At 43.4% G+C, this 25,228-nt stretch carries 16 protein-coding genes; 5 read left to right on the top strand and 11 right to left on the bottom strand.

The annotated features are described in order from the left end of the window. Positions 1-3: 3 nt before the first annotated feature. The 9 genes from DWZ47_RS15035 to DWZ47_RS14995 all read right to left on the bottom strand — a co-directional run bounded on the left by DWZ47_RS15035 (position 4) and on the right by DWZ47_RS14995 (position 13,381). Entirely contained in the window at positions 4-1,044 is a 1,041-nt protein-coding gene (locus DWZ47_RS15035; RefSeq protein WP_004309802.1) for a DUF4837 family protein, read from the bottom strand. A gap of 18 nt (positions 1,045-1,062) precedes the next feature. After that, positions 1,063-2,097, bottom strand: coding sequence for a 23S rRNA (adenine(2503)-C(2))-methyltransferase RlmN (gene rlmN, locus DWZ47_RS15030; RefSeq protein ID WP_004309803.1), 1,035 nt, complete (start codon positions 2,095-2,097; stop codon positions 1,063-1,065). A gap of 103 nt (positions 2,098-2,200) precedes the next feature. After that, positions 2,201-5,554 carry a DUF4062 domain-containing protein gene (locus DWZ47_RS15025; protein WP_117513692.1) on the bottom strand — a complete coding sequence of 1,118 codons (3,354 nt, stop codon included), beginning with the start codon at positions 5,552-5,554 and terminating at the stop codon, positions 2,201-2,203. Between the two features lie 211 nt (positions 5,555-5,765). Continuing rightward, on the bottom strand, positions 5,766-7,907 hold the full coding sequence (locus tag DWZ47_RS15020) for a peptidylprolyl isomerase (protein WP_117513690.1): 2,142 nt from the start codon (positions 7,905-7,907) through the stop codon (positions 5,766-5,768). 119 nt (positions 7,908-8,026) lie between these two features. Next, positions 8,027-9,283 carry a hemolysin family protein gene (locus tag DWZ47_RS15015; RefSeq protein WP_004314044.1) on the bottom strand — a complete coding sequence of 419 codons (1,257 nt, stop codon included), beginning with the start codon at positions 9,281-9,283 and terminating at the stop codon, positions 8,027-8,029. 3 nt (positions 9,284-9,286) lie between these two features. Continuing rightward, the gene (gene lptC, locus DWZ47_RS15010) at positions 9,287-9,901 is read right to left on the bottom strand and encodes an LPS export ABC transporter periplasmic protein LptC (protein WP_004301879.1); all 615 of its coding nucleotides are present in this window, start codon (positions 9,899-9,901) and stop codon (positions 9,287-9,289) included. A 43-nt stretch (positions 9,902-9,944) separates the two neighbouring features. Then, positions 9,945-11,270 carry a hypothetical protein gene (locus DWZ47_RS15005; protein ID WP_004301878.1) on the bottom strand — a complete coding sequence of 442 codons (1,326 nt, stop codon included), beginning with the start codon at positions 11,268-11,270 and terminating at the stop codon, positions 9,945-9,947. 58 nt (positions 11,271-11,328) lie between these two features. Next, positions 11,329-12,606, bottom strand: coding sequence for an OmpP1/FadL family transporter (locus DWZ47_RS15000; RefSeq protein WP_117513688.1), 1,278 nt, complete (start codon positions 12,604-12,606; stop codon positions 11,329-11,331). Next, positions 12,593-13,381, bottom strand: a complete 789-nt coding sequence (locus DWZ47_RS14995) for a type III pantothenate kinase (RefSeq protein WP_004301876.1) — start codon at positions 13,379-13,381, stop codon at positions 12,593-12,595. Before DWZ47_RS14995 ends, DWZ47_RS15000 begins: the two co-directional genes overlap by 14 nt. A gap of 358 nt (positions 13,382-13,739) precedes the next feature. Here DWZ47_RS14995 and DWZ47_RS14990 point away from each other — a divergent pair, with 358 nt between their 5' ends. The 5 genes from DWZ47_RS14990 to DWZ47_RS14970 all read left to right on the top strand — a co-directional run bounded on the left by DWZ47_RS14990 (position 13,740) and on the right by DWZ47_RS14970 (position 21,804). After that, positions 13,740-14,927 (top strand): DUF4105 domain-containing protein, encoded by a 1,188-nt coding sequence (locus DWZ47_RS14990; RefSeq protein ID WP_004301874.1) that lies wholly within the window; start codon positions 13,740-13,742, stop codon positions 14,925-14,927. After that, entirely contained in the window at positions 14,927-16,501 is a 1,575-nt protein-coding gene (locus DWZ47_RS14985) for an alkaline phosphatase family protein (RefSeq protein WP_004301873.1), read from the top strand. Before DWZ47_RS14990 ends, DWZ47_RS14985 begins: the two co-directional genes overlap by 1 nt. 196 nt (positions 16,502-16,697) lie before the next feature. Beyond that, on the top strand, positions 16,698-20,015 hold the full coding sequence (secA, locus tag DWZ47_RS14980) for a preprotein translocase subunit SecA (RefSeq protein WP_004301872.1): 3,318 nt from the start codon (positions 16,698-16,700) through the stop codon (positions 20,013-20,015). A gap of 174 nt (positions 20,016-20,189) precedes the next feature. After that, positions 20,190-21,296 (top strand): DUF6340 family protein, encoded by a 1,107-nt coding sequence (locus DWZ47_RS14975; protein WP_117513686.1) that lies wholly within the window; start codon positions 20,190-20,192, stop codon positions 21,294-21,296. Between the two features lie 61 nt (positions 21,297-21,357). Then, positions 21,358-21,804, top strand: coding sequence for a hypothetical protein (locus tag DWZ47_RS14970; RefSeq protein ID WP_004301870.1), 447 nt, complete (start codon positions 21,358-21,360; stop codon positions 21,802-21,804). A 137-nt stretch (positions 21,805-21,941) separates the two neighbouring features. Here the strand turns inward: DWZ47_RS14970 and DWZ47_RS14965 are convergent, their stop codons facing one another. Further along, complete coding sequence (locus tag DWZ47_RS14965; RefSeq protein ID WP_004304649.1) at positions 21,942-23,954, bottom strand: DUF5689 domain-containing protein; 2,013 nt, start codon at positions 23,952-23,954, stop codon at positions 21,942-21,944. Beyond that, a complete protein-coding gene (locus tag DWZ47_RS14960) occupies positions 23,954-25,222 on the bottom strand; it encodes a ComEC/Rec2 family competence protein (protein ID WP_004304648.1) in 1,269 nt (422 codons plus the stop codon). Before DWZ47_RS14960 ends, DWZ47_RS14965 begins: the two co-directional genes overlap by 1 nt. Positions 25,223-25,228: the final 6 nt, after the last annotated feature.

Raw genomic sequence — 25,228 nt, 5'->3', positions numbered from 1 at the left:
TTTTTATTTATTAGTTTGTTCCGCTTCCTTAGATGCTTCTCCCAATGGAATCTGCTTCTGCTGAACTTCATTCGGAAGTTTCAGTGTATACAGAGATGCTTCCATCTGGCGTACCAGGTTGCGTTTCATTTTATCAGGTGAATAAACAAATATTTCTGCTGTAATAATTCGTTGGTTTTTCTCGTCCAGACGAGTATGAGACACATACGGACCACCCATAAAGTCGCCCTTCATACGCCACAGGCCACGTGCTTCCATTGTGTAGCTGTTCTGCACATTGATCGGACGGACATCGGTCAGCAAACTATCGGTCGACATATAAACGCCCTCCTTGAATCCGGGAATATTGGCTTTCATCACGGAGTCACGTTTGTGCACAAAATATTCTTTGGTAAACGTATCCTTGTCAGTGTACGGATAAGAGTACATCACAAAGTTACGGTCGGCAGTACCTGTGTTGGTAGAAGCCCAGAAGAAATCATCCCCGGTCTTTGAATTAGCCAGTTCGGCATCCACCCAGATGTCGCATCCGAACAAACTGTCCACTTTCTGCGAAATGAAATTACTGTGTTTCCCTTCTAGAAACGTAATCTGACGGTTCATTTCCGCACGGGTAAAGAAGTCGACAATCGTCTTTTTGTTCTCTTCCACAAACTTCTCGAACTCTTCTTCGTTCGGAGCCTGGATAGTCAATATCATCTGCGGATTGGCATACACGTCCTTCGCATATTTGAACGAGGCTTTCGTATATATATCCTGTATATCTACAATAATAATGTTACGTATCAACTTCAGCGTAGAATCATAATCTTTCGGCGAAGTATACATAATCCGGAAAGAAGGTTCCGACTGCGGCAAACCGGGCATATCAGCATCGAGCGCATCATGTAAAGCCCTTCCGGCAGCACGATCCCAAACACCGTGATCTACTACAACCAAAAGCTCGTAAGCACGACCACTAGAGGTGTGATTTCCTTTCAGACCACAAGATGCAACGACAAAGGCTACCAAAGCGATGCATAAAATAAAAGAGTACTTTTTCATGATGTTCGGTTTTATATATTAACTTTCATTATTTTTCTCCTGTTTCGCTGTCGACAGCATACCGCAAGCGGCAAAAATATCTTCGCCCCTGGATGAACGGATAGTGGTGAAAAGTCCGTGTGACGTCAGATAATCACGAAAACGGGTCATCGTATCCATATCCGCCCCCTCGAGGTCTACCCCCGGTATGGCATGAAAACGAATCAGATTCACCCTGCAATCCAGCCCGCGAAGAAGTTTCAGCAACTCTTTGGCATAGACCTGCGAATCATTGAGCCCTTTAAAAACAATATATTCAAACGAAAGTCGACGTTGTTTACTAAAATCATAGTTTTTTAACAGTTCCACCATTTCGGTGATTGAAAACGCCTTTTCCGCCGGCATTAATTCAGCACGCTGAACGGTCAGCGGAGAGTGAAGGCTGATGGCAAGGTGGCAGTCATTTTCTTCAATAAAACGCTGCAATCCTTTCCGTAGCCCGACTGTAGAAAGCGTGATACGCTTCGGACTCCATGCGTAACCGTAGGTAGCGGTCAGTAGTTCCAATGCCTTCAATACCTCATCCAGGTTATCGAGCGGCTCGCCCATTCCCATCATTACGACATTAGTCAGTTTGTCCCGTTCCGGCAGCGAATGAATCTGGTTTATGATCTGGCTGGCGGTCAGGTTAGCCGTATACCCCTGTTTACCGGTCATACAGAACTTACAGTTCATCTTGCAACCTACTTGTGACGACACGCACAACGTTGCCCGGTCATCATCCGGTATATAAACCGACTCTACAAAATGGTTCTCACCCACTTTATAAAGATACTTCACCGTACCATCTACAGAGCGCATTTCATCTACCGGAGCTTCCGCTCCCACCTCATAGTTCTGCTTGAGCAACTCCCGGTGTTTCAATGACAAATTAGTCATATCATCAATCGAGGCTACCTTCTTTTCGTAAAGCCAGGATGCAATCTGCTTGGCAGCAAAGCCGGGCATACCCAGTCTTTTTGTCAATGATTGAAGCTCTACAAGAGTCATTCCTAAAAGGGGATATTTAGACATTCTTCTTTCTGTTGATAGTTTATATCTGCAAATGTAAGGAAATAAAGTCGATTTCCGTATAGCAGGAATGTAAAAGTTAACAAAAAAGGGAAGTATGCCTCCGTTATGATTCAACCACGCTGATATATTGAAGTAGCTTTTGCGCCATTTCAGAATCCTCGCCATTCTTTTTCACTTCATGACCGTACGCCTCACGGAAACAAGCCAGCGCCTCTTCCCGTTCATTACAAAAGCTGTGCAAAACCCCTAAGTTCTGACAAGCCAGAATCGTATCTTCTTCCTCCCATCCCAAATACTTCTTTCGCAGTTCGAACTCTCTGAAGAAAGCCTCTTTCGCCATTGGATAATTCTCCAACTTCACATAAGCCTGTGCTTTGTAATAATATACCAGACAGGAAGCATTAGGGTCAGTATCATCGTGAAAATCCAAAGACGTTGCAATACGAATCACGTTATCATAGTCTTTATTCATGTAATACTGCTGCATAATATCACATCTCAATGCCTCGTAGCGGACAGTCAGTTCCGCCAGACGCGGTTTTTCGCTGAAATACATTTCATGCAGAAGAGACTCACGGAAGAATAAAGTAGATGCCTGCTCATCGCCACGTTCATTCATCATCCGTTTGAATTCCCTGCACAGATAATACAACTGTTTATGACAAGCGACGATCTGTTTTTTACTATCTATCTGTATAGCAATGTCCAACGCCTGATTCATCAGCATCCATGCTTCATCGTATCGTTTGATATAATAAAGACATTTACCCTGCATACGCAAACATTTAGCCACTCCACCGGACAGTCTGCCATTCAACGACTCATGCATTTCAGCTACTTTCCGGAATTTCTCGGCAGCACTCTCTTCCTCATCCTTATAGTAATCACAATAAGCCAGATATTCGGAAAGTTCAATGACTTCTGCCTGACTCTTCTCGTCAGCAGAAGCCGCATGATAATCAAGCGCCCTATTCAGATAGATCACTGCTTCATTGTATTGCTCATTGTAGTAATATGCCAGAGCTAGATTTCGGCAGGTGTTGGCAATCTCCAGTTCCGGAGTAGGTACAATGTTTTCCTGCATCACCAATGCTTTCAAGAAACAGTCGCATGCCGTTTCGTACTCTTCATTACGGGCATAGCGGCATCCCTCATTCATCTTCAATACCGACTTGGCAATGAGTGGCATGGCAGCACCTTCCATACTCTTCTCACTCACAGCAGCTGCCGCCTTCGTCAGATGGAAAGAACTGCTCAAGAAAGTAGCCATATCATTAGCAATGACAGGAATTAAAAAAGAATCGATCTCATCAAAGTCCAATTCGGCATAGACTTCAGGCGTAACTTCAGGATTGTCGTTCATGATCGCCTTCCAGCTATCTTCCAACAGAGAACGATTCGTGCGATACAAAATCTCGAAAATCTCCACATCACAAATCCAATCCTTCAATATATCCCATTCTTGCATCTTATAGCATTGATAGGTAATCTCCACTTTATAGCGATACGAATCATGGTAGCAGAACTGTTTCATGCGATAGTTATAATCGGCAAAAGTCAACGGATGGGAAAGGACCTCTTCCTCATCCAGCAAAGCGGAAATAATTTCATGGCGACTATCATCTATACATTCGTCATCTTGAGCGAAATAGCGTTCGATTGCCTCTACCATTTGTGTGTCACCAATGCAATATCGTCCTCCTTTGTTGGTAAGCCAGCTGCTCATTTCCACTCTCAACTGCGACCAAAGTATCTGATTAATGTCTGCCATGCTCTTCACTTCATCTTCGGTAAATCCTTCTAAAGTAAGTGAAAGCATCAGAAGCGTTCTTCCAATCTCTTCGAAACCATAATCAGCCGACAAACGCCGTAGCACACTGTCATAGAATTGCCCAACCTCATTGAGCCGGCAATATCCACTCATATATTCATTGAGAGCATCGTACTGACCGAACGAAACCAGCTCGTTGAGCAATACACTTAAACAGCGCGGTTGTTTAGCCAGCACCCACGAAGCAAGAATATCTTCCTGTTGTGCAGACAAAGCCTTGGAGTAAGTAGACAAATATTGCTTTGAGAACGACTTGGCATCCGCCTGTGAAAAACCATTCAACTGGAAATGGGCGTAGCCATTCTGAACAAAGGGCAGGTAGGCAGTGGATGACGCAGAAAAGCTCAACACGACTTTCACGTTCGGGGGAATAGATGCAAATAAAGAAAACAGGGATGCTTCAGTCGGATTCAGATAACTAATGTCATCAATCAGCAGAATGATAGGATATCTTGATGCACCCAACGCACTCCACAACTGACTGAACTTTTGGATAGAATTCAAATCTTCTTCAATCTCCTTGAGGTTTCGAAGTGTGTTCCCTGAAAAAGTGTTCAAGCCAGCATTTCCCATCAAAACCGAGTTTTTCACGGCGTCCATGATGGATTTGGCAGTGCTTTGGGTCGAGTCCAGTTCTTTTGATACTTCCGCTGCGAACAAATTTTCTTCACCCAAAGATTGATGCTTGAGTGCGTTCTGGCATTTGGAAGCTAACATTCTCGCCAACGTTTCCGGATAAGAAGACAATGTAGTACTATCCAAGCGATGATAGATAGGAATCATCGGCATATCATTGTTCACCAAATCGCTCCAATGAGCCAACAAAGCACTCTTGCCAAGACCGCAACCGCCCGTTACCACCAGACACCGCTGTTCATCTGCCGCCAAAAAATCAGCAAACGCCTGATCTGCTTCAGGTATTGGGTGATAATTGAATAAGAGGTCATTGCGCGTCAGTTGTTCTTGCAATGCTTGATTATCTTCAACGGTCAGTACATCCGGAAACTCCCGTTCAAGCAATTCCGTGAAAGCAGCTTCCACAAGGTTACACAACTGATCGGGCGAATCATACTCCTGCACAGGATAACGATCCTGCTGCAAAATACTCTCTTTCAGACGTTTCAGTTTAAGAGCCTCCTCTTCAGGGCAAGACAGTTCATCATCTGCCGACTGTTTTATATAAAAATAGGCATGTAACGGATTGGGATTGCGCAGTACACCAAACTGCATTTCAATTTCCGTCACACTCAAATGGTGATTCAAGTCATCTTCTATCCAACGATATTCCAAGCTGTCATTCAGAGTTTGAGATAAATCTTCATAACTGGGACACCATCCATAGCGGTCGCCTACCATACCAATGAAGAAAGGCCGGGAGTTAACGATCTCTTTCAGGCATATTTCAACAACCTTGCCGCTTTTTGCATCTTCTTCTGTGATTCCCCAACGCAAATCAACCAATGAAATGGTGGCACCACGGCTGGCAGCCTTCACTTGCAAACCCTTAAAGAGTTTGACTAATGCAGAACGTTCCATCTCCATGTCTCTGAACGTTGACGAAAGGAATACACGGATAACACGTGAATTTTCAGCGGGAACTGAATACTGGGCTAGTTGTTTAGTCATAATATAGATTTGTATTAGTTAATGAAGTATTTCGCAAAGCCAATTGATAAAGATTGGCAAGATATGGAAATTTAATCAGATAACAAAGACCATAAACAAAAAAAACGAGCACAAAAAAGGCACGGATTACACGGGTTTCGCGGTTCCCTCATAAGTTTAAACCGCGTAATTCCGTGTAATCCGTGCCTACTATCTATTACTTGCTACTTGTTTAGAAGAACAAGAAGCGTGTATCTTTTACGTTTGCTTTCAGATACAAATCATTCATCAGACGGCTGGCAAAACGTGCGTGCATGTTAGTCAGCGTAGCTTCTTCTGCTTTTGCGTCGAATGTTTCGTTCAGTTTGTCCTTGCCGTATACCTGCAATACAAATACTCCGGCATTACCTTTGATAGGAGCGCTCAACTGATTTACTTCAGCTGCAGAAGCATAAGCACCTACCAGCGGTTCGCTGCTGCGCAATGCTGATACGTATGCAGGAGCTGCAAAAGTAACCATCTTCAAAGAGTCGCTGACTGCATTAGTCATCTCTTTGTACTGGTTGAATGAAGTTGCATTGGCAGCTTTCATGTCAGCCATAATCTTTTCAGCTTTCTTATCTTTTACGATTTCAGCTCTCAACTGATCCTGTACTGCTTTCAACGGACGATATCCCTCCGGCTTAATGCCTACCAGACCTACTACCATCATGTGATCGCTTTCGCCACATTCGTACAAGCCGGAAACATCACCCGGTTTTGCTTTATCAAACGCCCATCTCAACGCTTCTTTTGTACCTCTTACACCACCGATATTGTGTTCAGAGCTGCTCAAATCCATTCTGTCGAGCAATCTGTAACCGGCTTCTTCAGCGTTAGCTACCATCTTTTCTACACTCGGATTAGCTGCGATAAACTGGCTGAAATCATTATAAGCACGGTTGTAAGTTTCTTTGCTGAACTCTACTTCACGTTTGATAACAGCTACTTTATATTTGTCTTTTACAGATTTCTTGTTCGTTACCTGAAGAATTACGTTTGCTTGTCCCATCGGCAAGTTTACCAATTCGTTCACACCTGTATTGTTGATAGCAGAGATGAATTTCAGGTTATCACCGTCTATCTGTGCACCTTCGTACTGTGCAGAAGTTAGCCAGTTTGCATCACCAGTCTGACCATATTTCTTTGCCAGATCAGCAAAGTTAGCGCCACCTTTGATCGCGTTGTAGATACTGTCAGCCAATGTCTTTGTCTTCACAGCATCTTCTGCGTATACCTGAATCTGACGGAATTCGACAGAGTCGGCAGCAGCAGCTTTAGCTACAATTTTGAAAGAGTTGATTGTATTGTCGGCACCGTTATAGTAAGGGCCATAAATAGTACCTACCGAAGCAGAGTCCAAACGGGCAACTACATCTGACGGGAAAGCTGTTTTGTTATAGAACAAGCCTACATAAGGAGCTTCCGAGCCAGTCGAGCGGATGAAAGAAGTATAATCTTCCGTAGTAGTAGCCAACTGTTCAGTAGCTTCGTCCACTTCTTTCTGGATAGCAGCTCTGTCTTCAGCACTTGCAGTCACTTGTACATCAATGTACTTGATGTCACGAGTTTCCTGATATTGCTTGAATTGTTCTTTCTTCTTGTTATACAAGTCTTTCAGTTCCGATTCTTTCACTACGATTGTAGAGTCCACTACAGAAGAGTAAGGAATACCAGCCATCAACACGTTGTACTGGTTCACTCTTGCGTCGAAAGCGTCCTGTGCTTCCACCGGATTGGAAAGAAGAGCTTTAGACACCAATGCCTGATACTTTTCTGCCAGACGGCTCTCGATCAGAGTTTTCTGAATGAAAGACCAGTATTTATACATGTTATTGTATTGTTCAGCATACTGTGCCGGCATTTGTGATTCGCTCATCTTGGCATATTCCACGAGGAACTTGTTCAACATATCCTTGTCGAAGTTTCCTGTTTGCGGATTCTGGAAAGGAGTTTGTCTCAACAAAGGATGAACGCCTGCTTTCAGGATGTCCTGGATTTCAGCAGCAGAAACAGTCAGTCCCAGTGCTTTTGCTTCTTTTTCGATCAGTTTATTGTTTACGTAGGAACGCCATACTTCATCGCGCACCTGATTGGTTTGTTCGTCATTCAAGGCGGTCACCCCACGCATGAGTTTCACCACTTCGGTATATTCTTCTACCAAATTCTGATACTCTTGAGCGGAAAGAGCGTCTCCGTTCACCTCACCTACGTCATGTGCCTGATGCGGCTGCATCACCTTCCATGCGTCACCCGCAATGAAAGCAAACAGCGCCAAGCCGATAACAATCACCAATAGAGGTCCTTTCGACCTAATGTTTTGTAACGTTGCCATTTTGATTAATACGATTTATGTTTATTATTATTTCTTTCTTTTGTCGTTTTAGCGCACGAAGATACAAAAAATGCTAATATGCATCTATTTATTGGCTAAAAATTTCTTGATTATCGTCATTATTCCAAGACTTTTAATCGCACGAGTTCTATTTTTGTCGCTGTGACCTTAATTATCTTGAATTGATAACGTCCTACCCGGACCACTTCATGCAACTTCGGGAAGCTCTGATATTGGTTCAGGATCAACCCTCCTACTGTCAGATAATCATCCGACTCGGGCAAGTCGAGTCCGTACGTCTCATTGACTTTTTCTATTTCCAGGCGGGCGGACAACACATACTCGCGTTCGTCGATCTGCTTGCTGATATAGGAAGTGTTATCATGTTCGTCTTCTATATCTCCAAAGATTTCTTCAACGAGGTCTTCCAGAGACACGATGCCGGACGTACCGCCAAATTCATCCACCACTACGGCAATCGTTTTCTTTTGCTGCATGAAGAGTTTCATCAGTTTATGAGCGGACATCGTTTCGGGCACAATCGGCACTTGTTTCACATTCTCATGCCAGTTTTTCGGGGCACGGAACATTTCCGACGAATGGATATAACCGACTACATTGTCGATATTCCCGTCATACACGATTATCTTGGAGATTCCGGATTCTATGAAGCGGCTTTTCAGCTCGTCCAGCGAGGTAGTCAGATCAACAGCCACCACTTCGGTACGGGGAACGATGCAGTCGCGGATTTTTATGTTCGAGAAGTCGAGGGCGTTCTGGAAGATTTTCACTTCCGTGTCCAGCTCTTCTTCATTTTCGGCATTATCAATGCTGCTTTGTACGAAATAGTCCAGGTCTACTTTTCCAAAAGCTCTATCGGACGCATCCTTATTAACCTTCATTCCAAAGAGGCGAAGGAAGATACAAGACAAGCCGGAGGCTAATTTGGAGATGGGATAGAGAACCACATAACAAACAATAAGCGGAATGGCAAAAACATTCAAGACCAGATTGGGATTGATTTTGAAGATTGTTTTCGGCAAAAACTCTCCGGTCACCAGAATAATCAGGGTAGAAATAACGGTCTGCGCCAACACCATCAGGAAATGATTGTCAATGAATCCCGCCAGCAGATTATCGCCAATAATCTGTGCCATCAGAATACCATAGATGACTAGTGCGATATTATTCCCCACCAGCATGGTAGAGATAAATTCATTCGGGTTCTTGAAGAAGATAGAAAGGATGCGGGACGTAATTCCCCCCTTGCGTTCCATCTCAAAACGCAGTTTGTCTACCGACACAAAGGCAATCTCCACTCCTGAAAAGAAAGCGGAGAAGACCATGGTGATAATTAGAGAGATATAAATATTCATAGTTTATTTCACAGAATCTTTTCGCACTGAATCCGGCAGCGCTTTTGTTTCCGGTTGGGGCGGACCACCTGCTTCCTCATCCACATAGAAAATACCTTCGATATTATGGATGGTATATATGGTCATTTGCTGGTTCGAGTCGAATCCATGCCCTGTAATAATTCTGTCCGGTTGTTGAATACGTATAAACTTGTCGGAATATACCTTTTGGGTAGCTTCGTTCCAGTACAGCAGTTCCGTATTAAAACGCTCTCCTTTCCGGTTCTGTATATCTACGTTCCCTATCAGCTTCCAAAGCCTTTCTTTGTCATAATAGTAGGCAGTATCCGCTTTGATACTGGCTTCTATATGAAAGATAGAGTCGAACTGTTCCAGATATACGCCCTTCTCAAAGGCCCAATAGGATGGTTTCTTACGGTCGTACACCGACCATTCTTCCGTATTCACTCTGTAGCGTGTCACTCCGGAATCGGAGATAAGGGTGGTGACTCCCAATGTTGTCATCATCGGAAGGGAATCACGTTCCGTGATAGCCTCACCCATAGCTTTCTTCTTTCCGCCACAGGAAGATAATAAAAGAAGCATAACAATCACCCCGGAGGTAATTGTTATGCTCATGCTTTTATGCAATAAACGGTTTCTTCGTTTTCGCAACATACATTTATCTAATCGTTGTAGTCTCTCCTATCCAACCGCCGATAGTGATGCGGTCGCCTTGCTTGTAACCTAACATAAATAGGTCTTTAGCTTGCGGAGTATGACCAGAATATCTACCGATCAATTTGTTAGCTTCTTCAGCTACGCTCGGATCCACTTGTTTTGCACGTTGCAGTTTGTCAATCACTGCAAAGTAAGTACATTTGTTCAAAGCAGGTTCGTCGCTCCAGTTGGGACTCATTGCATAAAGATTAGCAATCAGGATGTATGGAGCACCGTAGTTTTCGTTAAAACCAATTGCTTTCTGGCAATATGCTCTTGCTTGAGACAGCTTTTTGGCAGAAGCCAATACTGCTGCGGCAGCGTATGCTTTTTCAGCTTTCTTCACATTGTCTGTTTCCAGGTTCACTGCTTCGTCAAAGAATTTCACAGCACCGTCAATATCACCTTTCTTAAATGCCTGATAAGCACATCCGGTAGCAGCTTCTGCTGTCGGTTCCATCTTGTAAGCATAGTAAGATGCTTGCAAATAAGCTTCGCTTTCAGTACATTTCATCATTTTCATGATGTCTATAACTTTCTTCAAGTAAGCCAAGTCAGTTTGGTTAGCTTCTACTTTCGGTCCATAGATGTTTTGCAGTGATTCGCAATCAGCTGTTCCACTGTTTACAAACAAAGCCACTAAGTTATCCTTGATACCCAGCAAAGGTTTCTTCTTTGCTTCGCTGGCTTCAGCAGCAATAGCAGCGTCTACATATTCAGAAGCAGCCAGATAGTCCTGAATGAACTGTTCTTTATGATTCGGATCCGTTTTCAGTTTATCCAAAGACATTTGCAGGAAATAGAAGATAGTCGCACCTGCCGATTCGCCTTTCACTGCATTTACAGACTGACTCAACCATTGATAAGCCTGGTTCACATCAATCTTCGGAGCAAAAGCGATATAATCTACTGCTTTGATACCCAGAGCTTCGTCGGCAGAAGACACTTTTGTACCTTTAGCTAGAAACTCATCTGTGTATTTAATACGCAAGTCATGCGTATTCATCAGTTCATTAAAATATTTCTGATAATCTGCATTATTCCGATCCTTGATTTGTCCCATCAAGCCTTTCAGAATCTTATATCCGTCAGTAAAGGTATAGAAACGAAGCGTCGGACAGTTTTCCAACACAGCTTTCCAAGGAGTATACGCATCTTTAAAATTACCAGCACGCACAGCTTCATGCGAGATACTACTGTTCGAGTTACAGTTAGACGCATCCTGTGCTACCACAGTGGTTGCTCCTGCCGAAAGAAGCAACATAGCCACAAGCGTTTTAATTTTCATTGTATCTAAATTTTAGTTGTTATTATATAGTCGTCTATTCTTTCTTACATTCATCTCATTACTCCACTCTGCGTTTGAAGAACCAACGTTCGTTGAACGTCAATCCGATGCTCACGCGGAAGATGTTTTCATTTACAAAAGCCGATTCCTGTCCACTGATACGGACAAATTGTCCGCTGATGCTAAGAATGGAACGGGAACGAGGCACAGGCAGACCGAAACCGGCAGTTACGCCATATTCACGGGTAGCCTCTTTGCCGCCGATCTTATAATACGGAGTCGTATAATAAGCTCCCAGACGGTATTTAATATGGGATAAATAGGAACGTCCCATCAAATTAGGAATGTATTCCGCACCCACTGATATTTTATGACGATCGCAATACGTATATGTTTCATTAAAATCCTCACGCACAGCGTCATCCGATGTATTTATACCAAATTTTGTTTTCGACCATTGTTGCAAACTATAGTCTGCACCAACAGTCAAGCGTTTATCATAGTTATATGTAAATCCGAGACCAAATGTATTAGGCACTTCGAACGTAGCATCCCAATTCGTGCTAACAGTCGAGCTGGCCTGCGTCGTTACTGTATAATCGTTATTCAATTTATGCTTTGGAGAATATACAGCACCGACAGTGACTGAATGTTTCTTACTAAGCTCTTGCGTATATTGCAATCCAAAATCCAACTTATAATCCGACACCGACACAACATTCTGTCTAATATAAGAATATGCAGAAGTGTTATTCGGATAAAGCTGCGTCAGCGAGCGAGTTATATCTCCCCAAAAATAAGAAGCATTCACACCAACTGACAAATTTTTCAAGACTTTTACGCCTGCACCAACATATAACTGATGTAAGCCACCCTCACCCGTAAGAGTTTTCGTACTATACGGAGAAGATTCTGTAGCTTCATGACTTTCCGATACACTATATCCCACATTAGAGAACGGCAATAATCCGATACTCATCGCTACCTTTGGATGCAAACGAAATTGCATAGCCAGATAGTCAAAGCTGGAATTTTTAGCGTTCAGTTTCACACCGCCACCGCTAATGTTCATGTTTTGCAGACTGACACCTCCTTCAAAGAGGAATGTCAATGAGTCAATGGCTGTATACGAAGCAGGATTCAGTGGATTGATCTGTGCTCCATCCCGAAGTCCAAAAGCAATTCCCCCCATCGCCTTGCTGTTACCGAAACTCTGATCGGACAAGTCGCCATAGCCATATCGTGTATAAGGAGAGTTTGTATTATTTTGAGCGATTGCCATTCCGGTAACCATCGTGAGCAAAAGCGCACAAAGTGTGTGTTTAAATCCTACCATTATTATAGTTTAAAATTCTATTTAATCCTTTCAACACTAAAAATCTATCTGCAAAGATGATACTTTTTACGCTGCTATCAAAAGAAAATTCATCTCCGCCCGTTAAAAAAACCAAAAGTTCAGGATATTTATGCTTCATAGACTCAATATAACCTGAAATTTCGTATTCCATCCCTTTCATCACTCCGGCACGTATAGCCGTTTCGGTGTCCCGTCCCATCGGGAGTTTGCGCCCATTGGTGTCCACCAGAGGCAAACGCCCCGTAAACTGATGAAGTGCTTTAAAACGCATCTGCATACCGGGAGAAATATTACCACCATGATACTGACCTTTTGAGTCGATAAATTCATAAGTGATGCAAGTTCCGGCATCAATAACCAACACATCCCGATGAGGGAATTGCTCATTAGCACCAACTGCGGCAGCCATACGATCGTACCCCAATGTTTCAGGAGTTTCGTACAGATTGACAACCGGAAGCGGAGTCTGATGATTGAGCCACAACAATGGGAACGGCAAAGCTGCCAAATCGGCTAGTATCCGTTCGCTTAAATCTATGACAGTAGCCACAATCCCCTGCTCAACCGGATACTTGGAACAAAGTGCTTTCAAACAATCCAGCGACTGATTGGATTCGGTTAATACCTCCACCATCTCTCCGCCATTGAAGAGAGCCACCTTTGCCATCGTATTTCCTATGTCGATAATTAAATTCAATGCATTTTCATCTTTAGCGAGCGCAAAGGTAAGGCAAAAAAAGAGAAATTGAAGCATCGAGAGAGAATTATCTTTATTTTTCCATTCACAGAACACAGAAAAAGTGTGTTGAGCGAACTATATTTATATAGATTATTAATATTTATTATTTATATATGCTCGTTAGGGTGTCCGCCCTCTTTTTTCCAGGCGTTATAACCGCATAAGTAACAGCCCATTACACAACCATCAGGGGTGTCCACTAGGGTGTCCGGTATTTCGCAAAGATTTGACGCCCGAACAGAGGCTCTATTTCACCTAAACAGAGCCTCTGTTTACCCCAATTAGAGCCTCTGTTCTGATAAAATAGAGGCTCCGTTTTCCCGAATCCAACTATTCTTTCTATATTTGCCACCGAAATAAAACGAACCAGCTAATGAAACGGTTTTTCTCATACATCATCCTCTCCTTCTTCCTGTTGCTTCTGCCCACCGGACAAGCATCTGCCAACAACAACGACTCCATCCGTTTGAGCCTGTTGACTTGTGCCCCCGGAGAGGAAATATATTCCCTATTCGGACACACTGCCATCCGTTACGAAAATCCTTCACAAGGGATTGACATTGTATTCAACTACGGACTGTTCAGTTTCAACACTCCCAACTTCATCTTCCGCTTCTCGCTCGGAGAAACAGACTACCAACTGGGAGCAACGGATTATGAACGTTTTGCAGCTGAATACGCATTTTTCGGACGCAGCGTATGGCAGCAAACGCTGAATCTGACCGATGAAGAAAAGACAGAACTAATCCGGTTATTACAAGAAAATTATCGTCCGGAAAACCGGGTATACCGTTATAATTTCTTTTACGACAATTGTGCTACCCGCCCCCGGGACAAGATAGAAGAAAGCATTGCAGGAAAAGTGATTTATCCCGCAGAACCACAGGATGGCTCCCTCACTTTCCGCGACATTGTACATCAGTATTGCAAAGGACATCCATGGGCACGTTTCGGCATTGATCTCTGTATCGGAAGTGAAGCCGACCAGCCCATCACACAACGTCAGATGATGTTTGCCCCTTTCTACCTGATGGATGCTTTCGACGGTGCACAAATTAAAAGCGATTCTATCCAGCGTCCACTCATAACGGCCAACGAGCTGGTAGTCGATGCCACTCCCGAACCGGATGAAAGCGGCTGGATGCCTACTCCGCTTCAATGCACCTTACTCTTATTTATATTGACAACCGCCGCCACCATCTATGGAATCCGCCGGAGAACCGGATTATGGGGAATCGACCTCTTCCTTTTTGGGATAGCAGGTATTGTGGGATGTGTCCTTGCATTTCTCGCGCTCTTCTCCCAACACCCGGCAGTCAGCTCCAATTTCCTATTATTGGTATTCCATCCGGGACAACTTCTTTTCTTGCCATACATTATATATTGTGTCCGAAAAGGGAAGAAATGTTGGTATTTAACCCTGAATCTGGCAGTTTTAACACTTTTTATAGTGCTTTTTCCTGTAATTCCGCAAAGATTTGACTTTGCTGTTGTACCTTTGGCACTCGTTTTGCTGATACGTTCAGCGAGCAATCTGATTGTGACATCTAAAAAGAAATAATGAAAGGACTACTAACTTCCCTCATCACCGTACTGACTTTCACCGGGCTACAAGCCCAGTCACTGCCTGCCGCCCCTAAATTAGTGGTAGGGCTGACGATTGACCAATTACGTACGGACTATCTGGAAGCATTTTCGTCACTCTACGGCGAGAAAGGCTTCAAACGTCTTTGGAAAGAGGGAAGAGTGTTCCATAACGCCGAATATACCTTCTGCGGTATAGATCGCGCTTCTGCCATAGCGGCTATTTATAGCGGTACGACGCCTTCCATGAACGGAATTATTTCTCAACGCTGGATGGATGCCTCTACCCTTCGCCCCGTCAACAGCACAGACGACACGGCATTTATGGGGTATTACACCGACCAGACTGTCGCCCCCACCAAACTACTGACTTCAACCATTGCCGACGAGCTGAAAATAGCGACACAAGGCAAAGGACTCGTATATGCCATTGCACCTGATTGCGATGCCGCACTTTTTGCAGCCGGACATGCCGGAAACGCTGCTTTCTGGCTCAATCCCAACACCGGAAAATGGAGTGGAACCACCTATTATGGAGAGTTTCCGTGGTGGGCAAGCCAATATAACGACCGTCAAGCGATCGATTTCCGTATTGCCGGTATGACATGGGAACCCATATTTCCCCGGGGCATGTACACTTTCCTGCCAGATTGGCGGGATATGCTCTTCAAATATAAATTTGATGATGACCGCAGTAATAAATACCGCCGCTTCATCGCCAGCCCTTTTGTGAATGATGAAGTGAATGCGCTTGCCGAAGAAGCATTGAACAAAAGCTCCATCGGCATGGATGACATTACTGACTTATTGGCACTCACTTACTATGCTGGGAACTATGCGCACAAATCCGTACAGGAATGTGCCATGGAAATACAAGACACCTACGTGCGTCTTGACCGCAGCATTGCCGACCTGCTCGAAGTTCTTGATAAGAAAGTAGGACTGCAAAATGTGCTTATTTTCGTCACTTCCACCGGATATATAGACAGCGAATCGCCTGATTCGGGATTGTACAAGGTTCCCGGCGGAGAGTTTTATCTCAACCGTTGTGCGGCTCTATTGAATATGTACCTGATGGCTACGTATGGCGAAGGAAAGTATGTGGAAGCTCACCATAACCAACAGATTTACCTGAATCATAAGTTATTGGAAAAGAAAGAACTGAATCTGGCAGAGATCCAACAAAAGTCAGCAGAATTCCTGATGCAGTTCAGCGGAGTGAACGAAGCCTATTCGGCTAACCGGCTATTATTGGGTTCATGGACTCCGGAAATCTACAAAATACGTAACGGCTACCACCGCAAACGTTCGGGTGACCTCGTAATCGACGTCCTCCCCGGATGGACTATCGTCAACGAGAACGGCGGAGACAATAAAGTGGTACGTCATTCCTATATTCCCTCACCGCTGATTTTCATGGGACATTCCGTGAAACCGGCCATTATCCAGACACCTGTAACCATTGACCATATTGCGCCTACACTGGCACATTTTATGCGTATCCGGGCTCCCAACGCCTGTACTTCTGCTCCTATTACCGACCTGCGGTAAAAATTTACTCACAAAAACAGGGAGCAAAACATAAATAAATCAGCATTTTAATGTAACTTTGCGGAGATTATTCGTCACATAATCGATCGATTCACACAGATTTCTTTCTTGAATCTGTGTGCGGAATGAGAAAATCTATCCGGATGAATGTGGCCTGCAATAAGAAAAAGATAAATAATAAACTAAATAATATAACATGGGATTTAATGAATTTTTAAGCTCGGTTTTCGGAAACAAATCCACACGAGACATGAAAGAAATCAAGCCCTGGGTGGAAAAGATCAAAGCTGCTTACCCGGAGATTGAAAAACTAGACAACGACGCCCTCCGTGCCAAAACGGAAGAACTCAAAAAATATATCCATGAATCGGCTACTGCTGAACGTGCGAAGGTGGAAGAGTTGAAGGCAAGCATTGAAACTCTCGAACTGGAAGACCGCGAAGAAGTCTTCGCACAAATCGATAAGACAGAAAAAGAAATTCTGGAAAAATATGAAAAAGCACTGGACGAAGTACTGCCTGTTGCTTTTTCTATCGTAAAGGCTACTGCCAAACGTTTTACAGAAAATGAAGAAATCGTCGTAACGGCTACCGACTTCGACCGTCAACTGGCTGCTACAAAAGATTTCGTACGCATCGAAGGCGACAAGGCCATCTATCAGAATCACTGGGTAGCCGGTGGTAACGACACATTGTGGAACATGGTTCACTACGATGTACAGCTCTTTGGTGGTGTCGTTCTGCATAAAGGTAAGATTGCGGAAATGGCAACCGGTGAAGGTAAAACATTGGTAGCTACACTCCCGGTATTCCTCAACGCATTGACCGGAAACGGCGTACACGTAGTTACCGTGAATGATTACCTCGCCAAACGTGACTCCGAATGGATGGGTCCTCTTTATATGTTCCACGGTTTGAGCGTAGATTGTATCGACCGTCATCAGCCGAACTCCGACGCACGTCGTCAGGCATATCTGGCAGATATCACTTTTGGTACAAACAATGAATTCGGTTTCGACTACCTGCGTGACAACATGGCTATCAGCCCGAAAGACCTTGTACAACGTCAGCACAATTATGCCATCGTCGATGAGGTCGACTCGGTATTAATTGACGACGCACGTACTCCGTTGATTATCTCCGGTCCTGTACCCAAAGGCGATGACCAGTTGTTCGAGCAACTCCGTCCGCTAGTGGAACGTCTGGTAGAGGCACAAAAGGTACTGGCTACCAAATATCTTTCCGAAGCAAAAAAACTGATCGCATCCAACGATAAGAAAGAGGTGGAAGAAGGATTCCTCGCTTTATACCGCAGCCACAAGGCATTGCCGAAAAACAAGGCTTTGATTAAGTTCCTTAGTGAACAGGGTATCAAGGCAGGTATGCTCAAGACGGAAGAGATCTACATGGAACAGAACAACAAGCGTATGCATGAAGTGACTGATCCGCTGTACTTCGTAATTGACGAAAAACTGAATAGCGTAGACCTGACAGATAAGGGTGTAGACCTGATTACCGGTAACTCTGAAGACCCGACATTATTCGTGCTTCCGGACATCGCCGGACAACTTTCGGAATTGGAAAACCTGAATCTGACCAACGAACAACTGCTTGAAAAGAAAGATGAACTTCTGACAAACTATGCCATCAAATCGGAACGTGTACACACCATCAACCAGCTGTTGAAGGCTTACACCATGTTCGAGAAAGATGATGAATATGTAGTGATCGACGGACAGGTGAAGATCGTAGACGAGCAGACAGGCCGTATCATGGAAGGTCGCCGCTACTCTGACGGATTGCACCAGGCTATCGAAGCCAAGGAACGTGTGAAAGTGGAAGCTGCTACGCAGACCTTTGCAACAATTACTTTGCAAAACTACTTCCGTATGTATCACAAACTGTCCGGTATGACCGGTACTGCTGAAACGGAAGCAGGCGAACTTTGGGATATCTACAAATTGGACGTAGTCGTGATCCCGACCAACCGTCCGATTGCAAGAAAGGATATGAACGACCGCGTTTACAAGACGAAACGCGAAAAGTATAAAGCTGTTATCGAGGAAATCGAAAAATTGGTTCAAGCAGGACGTCCGGTATTGGTGGGTACTACTTCGGTAGAAATCTCCGAAATGTTGAGCAAGATGCTTACCATGCGTAAGATTGAGCACAAGGTATTGAACGCCAAACTGCACCAGAAAGAAGCGGACATCGTTGCTACCGCCGGTTTAAGCGGAACAGTAACCATTGCTACCAATATGGCTGGTCGTGGTACCGACATCAAGTTAAGTCCGGAAGTGAAGGCTGCGGGCGGTTTGGCAATTATCGGTACGGAACGTCACGAATCCCGTCGTGTAGACCGCCAGTTGCGTGGTCGTGCAGGACGTCAGGGTGACCCGGGTTCTTCTGTATTCTTCGTATCACTGGAAGACGATTTGATGCGTCTGTTCTCTTCTGACCGTATTGCCAGTGTAATGGACAAGCTCGGTTTCCAGGAAGGCGAAATGATCGAACACAAGATGATTTCCAACTCCATCGAACGTGCACAGAAGAAAGTGGAAGAAAACAACTTCGGTATTCGTAAACGTCTGTTGGAATATGACGACGTAATGAACAAGCAACGTACAGTGGTTTACACCAAACGTCGCCACGCTTTGATGGGTGAACGTATCGGTATGGACATCGTGAACATGATCTGGGACCGTTGTGCCAATGCTATCGAAAACAATGATTATGAAGGCTGCCAAATGGAACTGCTTCAGACATTAGCAATGGAAACTCCGTTCACTGAAGAAGAATTCCGTAACGAGAAAAAAGAAAAGTTGGCCGAAAAGACTTTCAACATTGCGATGGATAACTTCAAACGCAAAACTGAACGTCTGGCACAGATCGCTAACCCGGTTATCAAACAGGTATATGAAAACCAGGGACACATGTACGAAAACATCCTGATTCCTATTACAGACGGTAAACGGATGTATAATATCTCTTGTAACCTGAAAGCGGCTTACGAATCGGAATCTAAAGAAGTGGTGAAGTCGTTCGAGAAATCAATCTTGCTCCACGTAATCGACGAAGCATGGAAAGAAAACTTGCGCGAACTGGACGAACTGAAACATTCCGTACAGAATGCAAGCTACGAGCAGAAAGACCCGCTATTGATTTATAAACTGGAATCTGTGACTTTGTTTGACGCTATGGTGAACAAGATCAATAACCAGACTATATCTATTTTGATGCGTGGACAAATTCCTGTACAGGAAGCTCCGGATGAATCAGCTGCACGCCGTGTAGAAGTGCGTCAGGCTGCTCCTGAACAACGCCAGGATATGAGCAAGTATCGCGAAAACAAAGAAAATTTGAGTGATCCGAACCAGCAGGCTGCTGCAAGTCAGGATACTCGTGAACAGCAGAAACGTGAACCGATTCGTGCAGAGAAGACAGTAGGTCGTAACGATCCTTGTCCATGCGGAAGCGGGAAAAAGTATAAAAACTGCCACGGAAAGAACCTTTGATTAATTAATAATTAAAAATTAAAGGTTGGAAATTGTAGGGTAATGTGCTTTATGGCATAGTCTCTCTATATTCAACTTATAAAAGAAAGTCTCAAACGGTTAAAAACTGTTTGAGACTTTCTTTTATTCTTCCAAAGTTGTACTTTTGTTCAAATTACTAAATAGAACAAAACTATGGCAAAATCTTATTCACTGGTTTTCATCGTTTTATTCCTGCTGACTCTGGGTAGCTGTCAGAGTCTGGAACAGATCCCCATTGATTATCTGCAACCTGCCGACTTGAGCTTTCCTCCGCAACTCCGGAAAGTAGCTATTGTGAATAACACCAGCGACGCCCCGGATAATAAACTGATAACAGAGACTGAAAAAATTAAAGAAGGTACACCATTGATAAGTCGTGCAACAGCTTATGCCAATGGAGATCCTAAGACAGCCACTGAATCACTGGCAGAAGAAATAGCACAGCAGAACTACTTCGATGAGGTGGTTATCTGTGATTCTGCCTTACGCGCCAATGATAAACTGGCCCGCGAAAGTACATTGAGCCAGGAGGAAGTGCGTCAACTGACTTCTAACCTGGGAGTGGACTTTATTATTGCACTGGAAAACCTGCAACTCAAAGCAACAAAGACTGTCCGTTATCTGGATGAGTTCAACTGCTTTCAAGGAGCAGTAGACGTGAAAGTTTATCCCACGGTGAAAGTTTATCTTCCCGAACGCAGCAGACCGATGACTACGCTCCATCCTAATGATAGCATTTTTTGGGAAGAGTTTGGAGGTACAGCCATAGAAGCCGCCACTCGCATGATTCCCGACAAGCAGATGCTGGAAGAAGCGGCAGCATTCGCAGGAACGGTTCCGGTGAAAAATATTGTCCCTATTTGGAAAAAAGGAACACGGTATCTTTATACTGGTGGTTCGGTTCCTATGCGTGACGCTGCCATTTATGTACGCGAAAATTCATGGGACGACGCATACGAACTTTGGCGTCAGGCTTTCGAAGGTACCAAGAACCAAAAGAAAAAAATGCGGGCAGCTCTCAACATTGCTGTTTACTACGAAATGAAAGATAGTTTGGCTAAAGCAGAAGAATGGGCAGAAAAGGCACAACAACTAGCTAAAAAAATAGATAAAAAGAACATCACAGATAGCTCTCAAGCTACCATTGATGATGTGCCGAATTATTATCTTACTACTTTGTATTTAGCTGAACTAAAGGAGAGAAATGCTCAATTACCCAAGTTAAAATTGCAAATGAGCCGATTTAATGATGATTTTTAAGGAAATTGTGTATCAAATCTTATTTTTTTTATACCTTTGAACTTATAAAAAGAAGGAACCCATGAAATTGAGCCAACAATCATTATCTATTATCGAATCGGCTATCCAAAAGGCAGTCGCTAAATATGTATGTAGCTGTGAACAAACAGTTGTAACCGATATCCATCTCCAACCGGATCAGGCATCGGGACAACTTAATATTTACAACGATGATGATGAAGAACTGGCAAACATCATGATCGAAGAATGGGCTACTTATGAAGGGGATGATTTCCTTGAAAACGTGGAACCTTCTCTTCGCAACATTCTTTGCAGAATGAAGGATGCCGGAGATTTCGACAAAGTGACTATTCTGAAACCTTATTCTTTCGTTTTGGTAGATGAAGAGAAAGAAACCGTAGCAGAATTGCTGTTGATTGACGACGATACCATACTGGTGAATGATGAATTGCTGAAAGGGTTGGATAAGGAGTTGGACGACTTCTTAAAGGATTTGTTGGAAAAATAAAGAAGAATTGTTGGAGAAATAAGATATCGTTCTTTTTGAATAGAGATCGTTCAAGATCCACATATAAAAAGATAATCGGAAGCAATCAGGATATGTCCTTTATTGCTTCCGATTATTTTATATATATTCCCTATTGATTATTTGTTGTATTTGATTGAGATATTAGCAAGTCTAAGCGGCATGAAGCTGGATACCCCTGCCGGGAGTCTGACCGGTCGCAATCTGATGCAAATATTATCACGGTTCAATAAGGCATCCGGCAACTTAAAGTCATAGACTTTATAACCAGGAATGTTCTTCTCCGTCTGTCCACCTGCAGCCGTTCTATCAAACTGTCCCAGAATGGTAAACTCTGAATTATCTACTTTAATCCATTCACCATTCATCGAATAAGCATATTCAACCACTGCAACAGGGCCACCTCCCCAACTTGCATTCATTTCAACCTGAAGAGACAAGGATGTAGAAATACCTACTGTCGATATTTTGTCTACGTAGAAATATGAACTTGTAGACCACGGTTTACTATTAAAAGCACCGCCTCGCATACGACCATAGTATCCATCGGTCGTGTTAAGGTTAACATCTCCTCTGAAATCATCCTGGAATCCCAGAATGTAGTCTGCATAGGTTTGCTGGAAATATTTATTTCCGTCTTTGCTAAGAAGAGCATTCGCCTGCGATGCCTCGCCACCCGTAGGATGGTAATCCGTAAAAGTAGAAGAGCCTATTTCTTTCCAATCGGGTACATTACAATCCCATTCTACAAGCACATCAGTGATCTCGTTTATATCACTGATGTTAATATCTTCTCTGTTAAGCGGAAGAATACATAACCGGCTTTCAGAGATGTCGAAATTTGTAAGTTTCACTTTCGCCACCATTCCTGTTATGCTTCCCGAACCTTTAGGAAGTGTTTCGTGAGCATAAGGAGCTTCAAACGCAGTAAGCATATATGTATTAGAACCGTTTTTATCTCTTATACAGGTCGGATAGTATCTGTAATATGCAGGGAACTTTTCTACCCAATAGTTTTTATTAATCTTACGATCGGCAGCTCCCGGGTCAGTAGTCTTGAAATTAGTGAATGCACCTACCGGAGATGCAATCTCGACATCTTTCAGGGTCACAAGACTAAATACCATATTATCCGTAAGTTCAGCAATCGTTCTTTCAGGAATTGTGAAGGTAGAAAGTTCCGAGCTGATTACGTGGGCAGCAGTGATACCGCTAATCAGTCTATAAGTAAAGCTACCCTCTGATTCTTCTCTTATCATTCCATCTTTCAGACACAATGACACTTTGGCAAATTGTGCAAACGTAATTAAAGATTCGGACTCAAACACAACTGTCTCTCCTGCCTCATTCTGAATGACATAGCGATTGCTCGGGAAGTTCTTCGAAGTGCCATTGGCTACGATGGTTCCTTCAACATATACATTGTTAGTAATTCCACCGACAGCATAACCATGTACGGTTGGATAACTGACAAGTTCCGCATTCGCATATTCAGAATATGCTTGCGAGAGATTAATGGTAGCCGTGACCTTACGCTGGTACTGATCGTCATAACTCAACACAATACTTCCTGTACGGGGTGATTGCGAATTTGTTTCCGTATTAAAATAAAGCTTTCCATCACTTATCCTATACTCCTGCACCCAGTTCACCGTTGGCGTAATAACGATATCCGTTTCGGGCACATTGGTAGAGATTTCCATTTCATATTCACCTCCTTTAGTAAACAGCTCCATCTTATCACTGGCAGGAACAATAAATGGATAACGGGATAATTGTTTTATCTTGATTACATCCGCAGTCTTACCATCTTTCGTAAACACACGAATATCACAGAAACGTTCGGAATCACTGATATTCTCATCATAAGTCACAGTGAAATAAGTTCTTGATGACTGGGCTCCACGTATATCCGTAGAGAACCAGGTTGATTCTACAAAATCAATTCGCCACTCGGTATTGGACTTCACCTCCACCTGAACCGGATCACCTTCCGCCTGAAGAATAATCTCATTATTTGTTATTTCCAATATACCGGCTTCATGTTCGTCAGAGCATGACGGAAACATTATGATTGCCATCACAGCCAGAAAAGCTGTCCAGACTATTGAATCTTTAATTTTCATGTTCATCAATTATTAGATTTAATCTCACCTGTTTTATATAGTATCTCATAAGCTTCATTCCGATCATTTAATACAAAGATCTGAAACTTCTCTCCACCCGGATAAACACGCGTAACAACATGTCCGGCAGGCTTTATCTTCAAGCCGTCTTCACCCAGTCTGCTCCTGTTACTGTCTACCATACCGGCAGCAAAAACCGACCGTTCACCAGGATAAAGAGTTTGAGACAGCATCCGGCTCAACGTTGCCGGTTGAGGGTGATAGTAATCCCATACGGGAATTACATAGACTTGTGGTTTCACTTGGGAAATGTAGGTATCGCACATAGCATCAGAATAAGCGTGATGATTGGCAACAACCACATCCGTCTCACCGAGCAATCTGGCTACCGGCGTTTCTATATCAAACCATTCCGGTGCTTTTTCTACGCCTAGAATATCTCCTGCGGAGAAATAATCAAAATTACCGTATGTGATACGAATTCCACAACTGCAACGGTTTTCGTTCAACTGTTCACTTGAAGAGGCTGTAGAAGGCACAAGCTCTTTGGCTGTTGTTCCGCTACCTGTCCAAATTTTACCATTACCCACGATATTACGTACTTCGAATGTAGGATAAGAGCCCGGATCTTTCAAGAGTTTGATCTGACTATTGCTTCCTATTACAAATCCCTCATTCTTTTTACCTTCCCTGTCACGAGCGGCAACATATAATTTATAGTTTGAGATATGAGCACCAGAGACTTTAGCTGCTGTCGGATAATCATAAGTAGGATAACCACGATCTATCAAAGTGGAAATATTGAGAAGATTACCAACATGAGTGATTCCGGTAAGTTTGTAATCCAGTCCTACTTTTTCGATTGCCAGTTTTCCATTCTGTCCGATATGGTCCGTATCAAAGTGAGTGAGCAAGGCATAATCAAGTGCTCCGTTATTTTTTAATGGCAATGAGAAATGTTTTATATATTGAGCAATCCATTCGGCAGGCCGCTTAGAATCATTAGGCACTGCTTTCATAATTTCCTGTGTGCCTGAATGTACTCCTAAATCTCCTGCATCCAATAACATGGTAGTCCCATCCGGAAAAATAAGATAGGCTGCATTACCTCTTCCGGTACTAATCTGATGAATATCCAAATAACCTGCCTGCCACTCCGGAAGGTATTCATACACTTTATCTACTGCATCATCAGGAAAAGGCTTTTCTTGTTGGCAACTTGCGAATGTAGGCAGCAACATGATGGCTCCTAAAAAAAATATCTTGCTATTCATTATATT

Source organism: Bacteroides sp. AF32-8BH, from assembly GCF_003435205.1.
Lineage (GTDB): Bacteria > Bacteroidota > Bacteroidia > Bacteroidales > Bacteroidaceae > Bacteroides > Bacteroides ovatus.
The sequence above is the reverse complement of the archived record's forward strand: the minus strand, read 5'-3'. Positions and strand labels throughout refer to the sequence as shown.

Excerpts from the sequence above, each read along its gene's own strand:
- DWZ47_RS15035 (WP_004309802.1), bottom strand. The coding sequence starts at position 1,044 with ATGAAAAAGTACTCTTTTATTTTATGCATCGCTTTGGTAGCCTTTGTC.
- rlmN (WP_004309803.1), bottom strand. The coding sequence starts at position 2,097 with ATGTCTAAATATCCCCTTTTAGGAATGACTCTTGTAGAGCTTCAATCA.
- DWZ47_RS15025 (WP_117513692.1), bottom strand. The coding sequence starts at position 5,554 with ATGACTAAACAACTAGCCCAGTATTCAGTTCCCGCTGAAAATTCACGT.
- DWZ47_RS15020 (WP_117513690.1), bottom strand. The coding sequence starts at position 7,907 with ATGGCAACGTTACAAAACATTAGGTCGAAAGGACCTCTATTGGTGATT.
- DWZ47_RS15015 (WP_004314044.1), bottom strand. The coding sequence starts at position 9,283 with ATGAATATTTATATCTCTCTAATTATCACCATGGTCTTCTCCGCTTTC.
- lptC (WP_004301879.1), bottom strand. The coding sequence starts at position 9,901 with ATGAGCATAACAATTACCTCCGGGGTGATTGTTATGCTTCTTTTATTA.
- DWZ47_RS15005 (WP_004301878.1), bottom strand. The coding sequence starts at position 11,270 with ATGAAAATTAAAACGCTTGTGGCTATGTTGCTTCTTTCGGCAGGAGCA.
- DWZ47_RS15000 (WP_117513688.1), bottom strand. The coding sequence starts at position 12,606 with ATGGTAGGATTTAAACACACACTTTGTGCGCTTTTGCTCACGATGGTT.
- DWZ47_RS14995 (WP_004301876.1), bottom strand. The coding sequence starts at position 13,381 with ATGCTTCAATTTCTCTTTTTTTGCCTTACCTTTGCGCTCGCTAAAGAT.
- DWZ47_RS14990 (WP_004301874.1), top strand. The coding sequence starts at position 13,740 with ATGAAACGGTTTTTCTCATACATCATCCTCTCCTTCTTCCTGTTGCTT.
- DWZ47_RS14985 (WP_004301873.1), top strand. The coding sequence starts at position 14,927 with ATGAAAGGACTACTAACTTCCCTCATCACCGTACTGACTTTCACCGGG.
- secA (WP_004301872.1), top strand. The coding sequence starts at position 16,698 with ATGGGATTTAATGAATTTTTAAGCTCGGTTTTCGGAAACAAATCCACA.
- DWZ47_RS14975 (WP_117513686.1), top strand. The coding sequence starts at position 20,190 with ATGGCAAAATCTTATTCACTGGTTTTCATCGTTTTATTCCTGCTGACT.
- DWZ47_RS14970 (WP_004301870.1), top strand. The coding sequence starts at position 21,358 with ATGAAATTGAGCCAACAATCATTATCTATTATCGAATCGGCTATCCAA.
- DWZ47_RS14965 (WP_004304649.1), bottom strand. The coding sequence starts at position 23,954 with ATGAACATGAAAATTAAAGATTCAATAGTCTGGACAGCTTTTCTGGCT.
- DWZ47_RS14960 (WP_004304648.1), bottom strand. The coding sequence starts at position 25,222 with ATGAATAGCAAGATATTTTTTTTAGGAGCCATCATGTTGCTGCCTACA.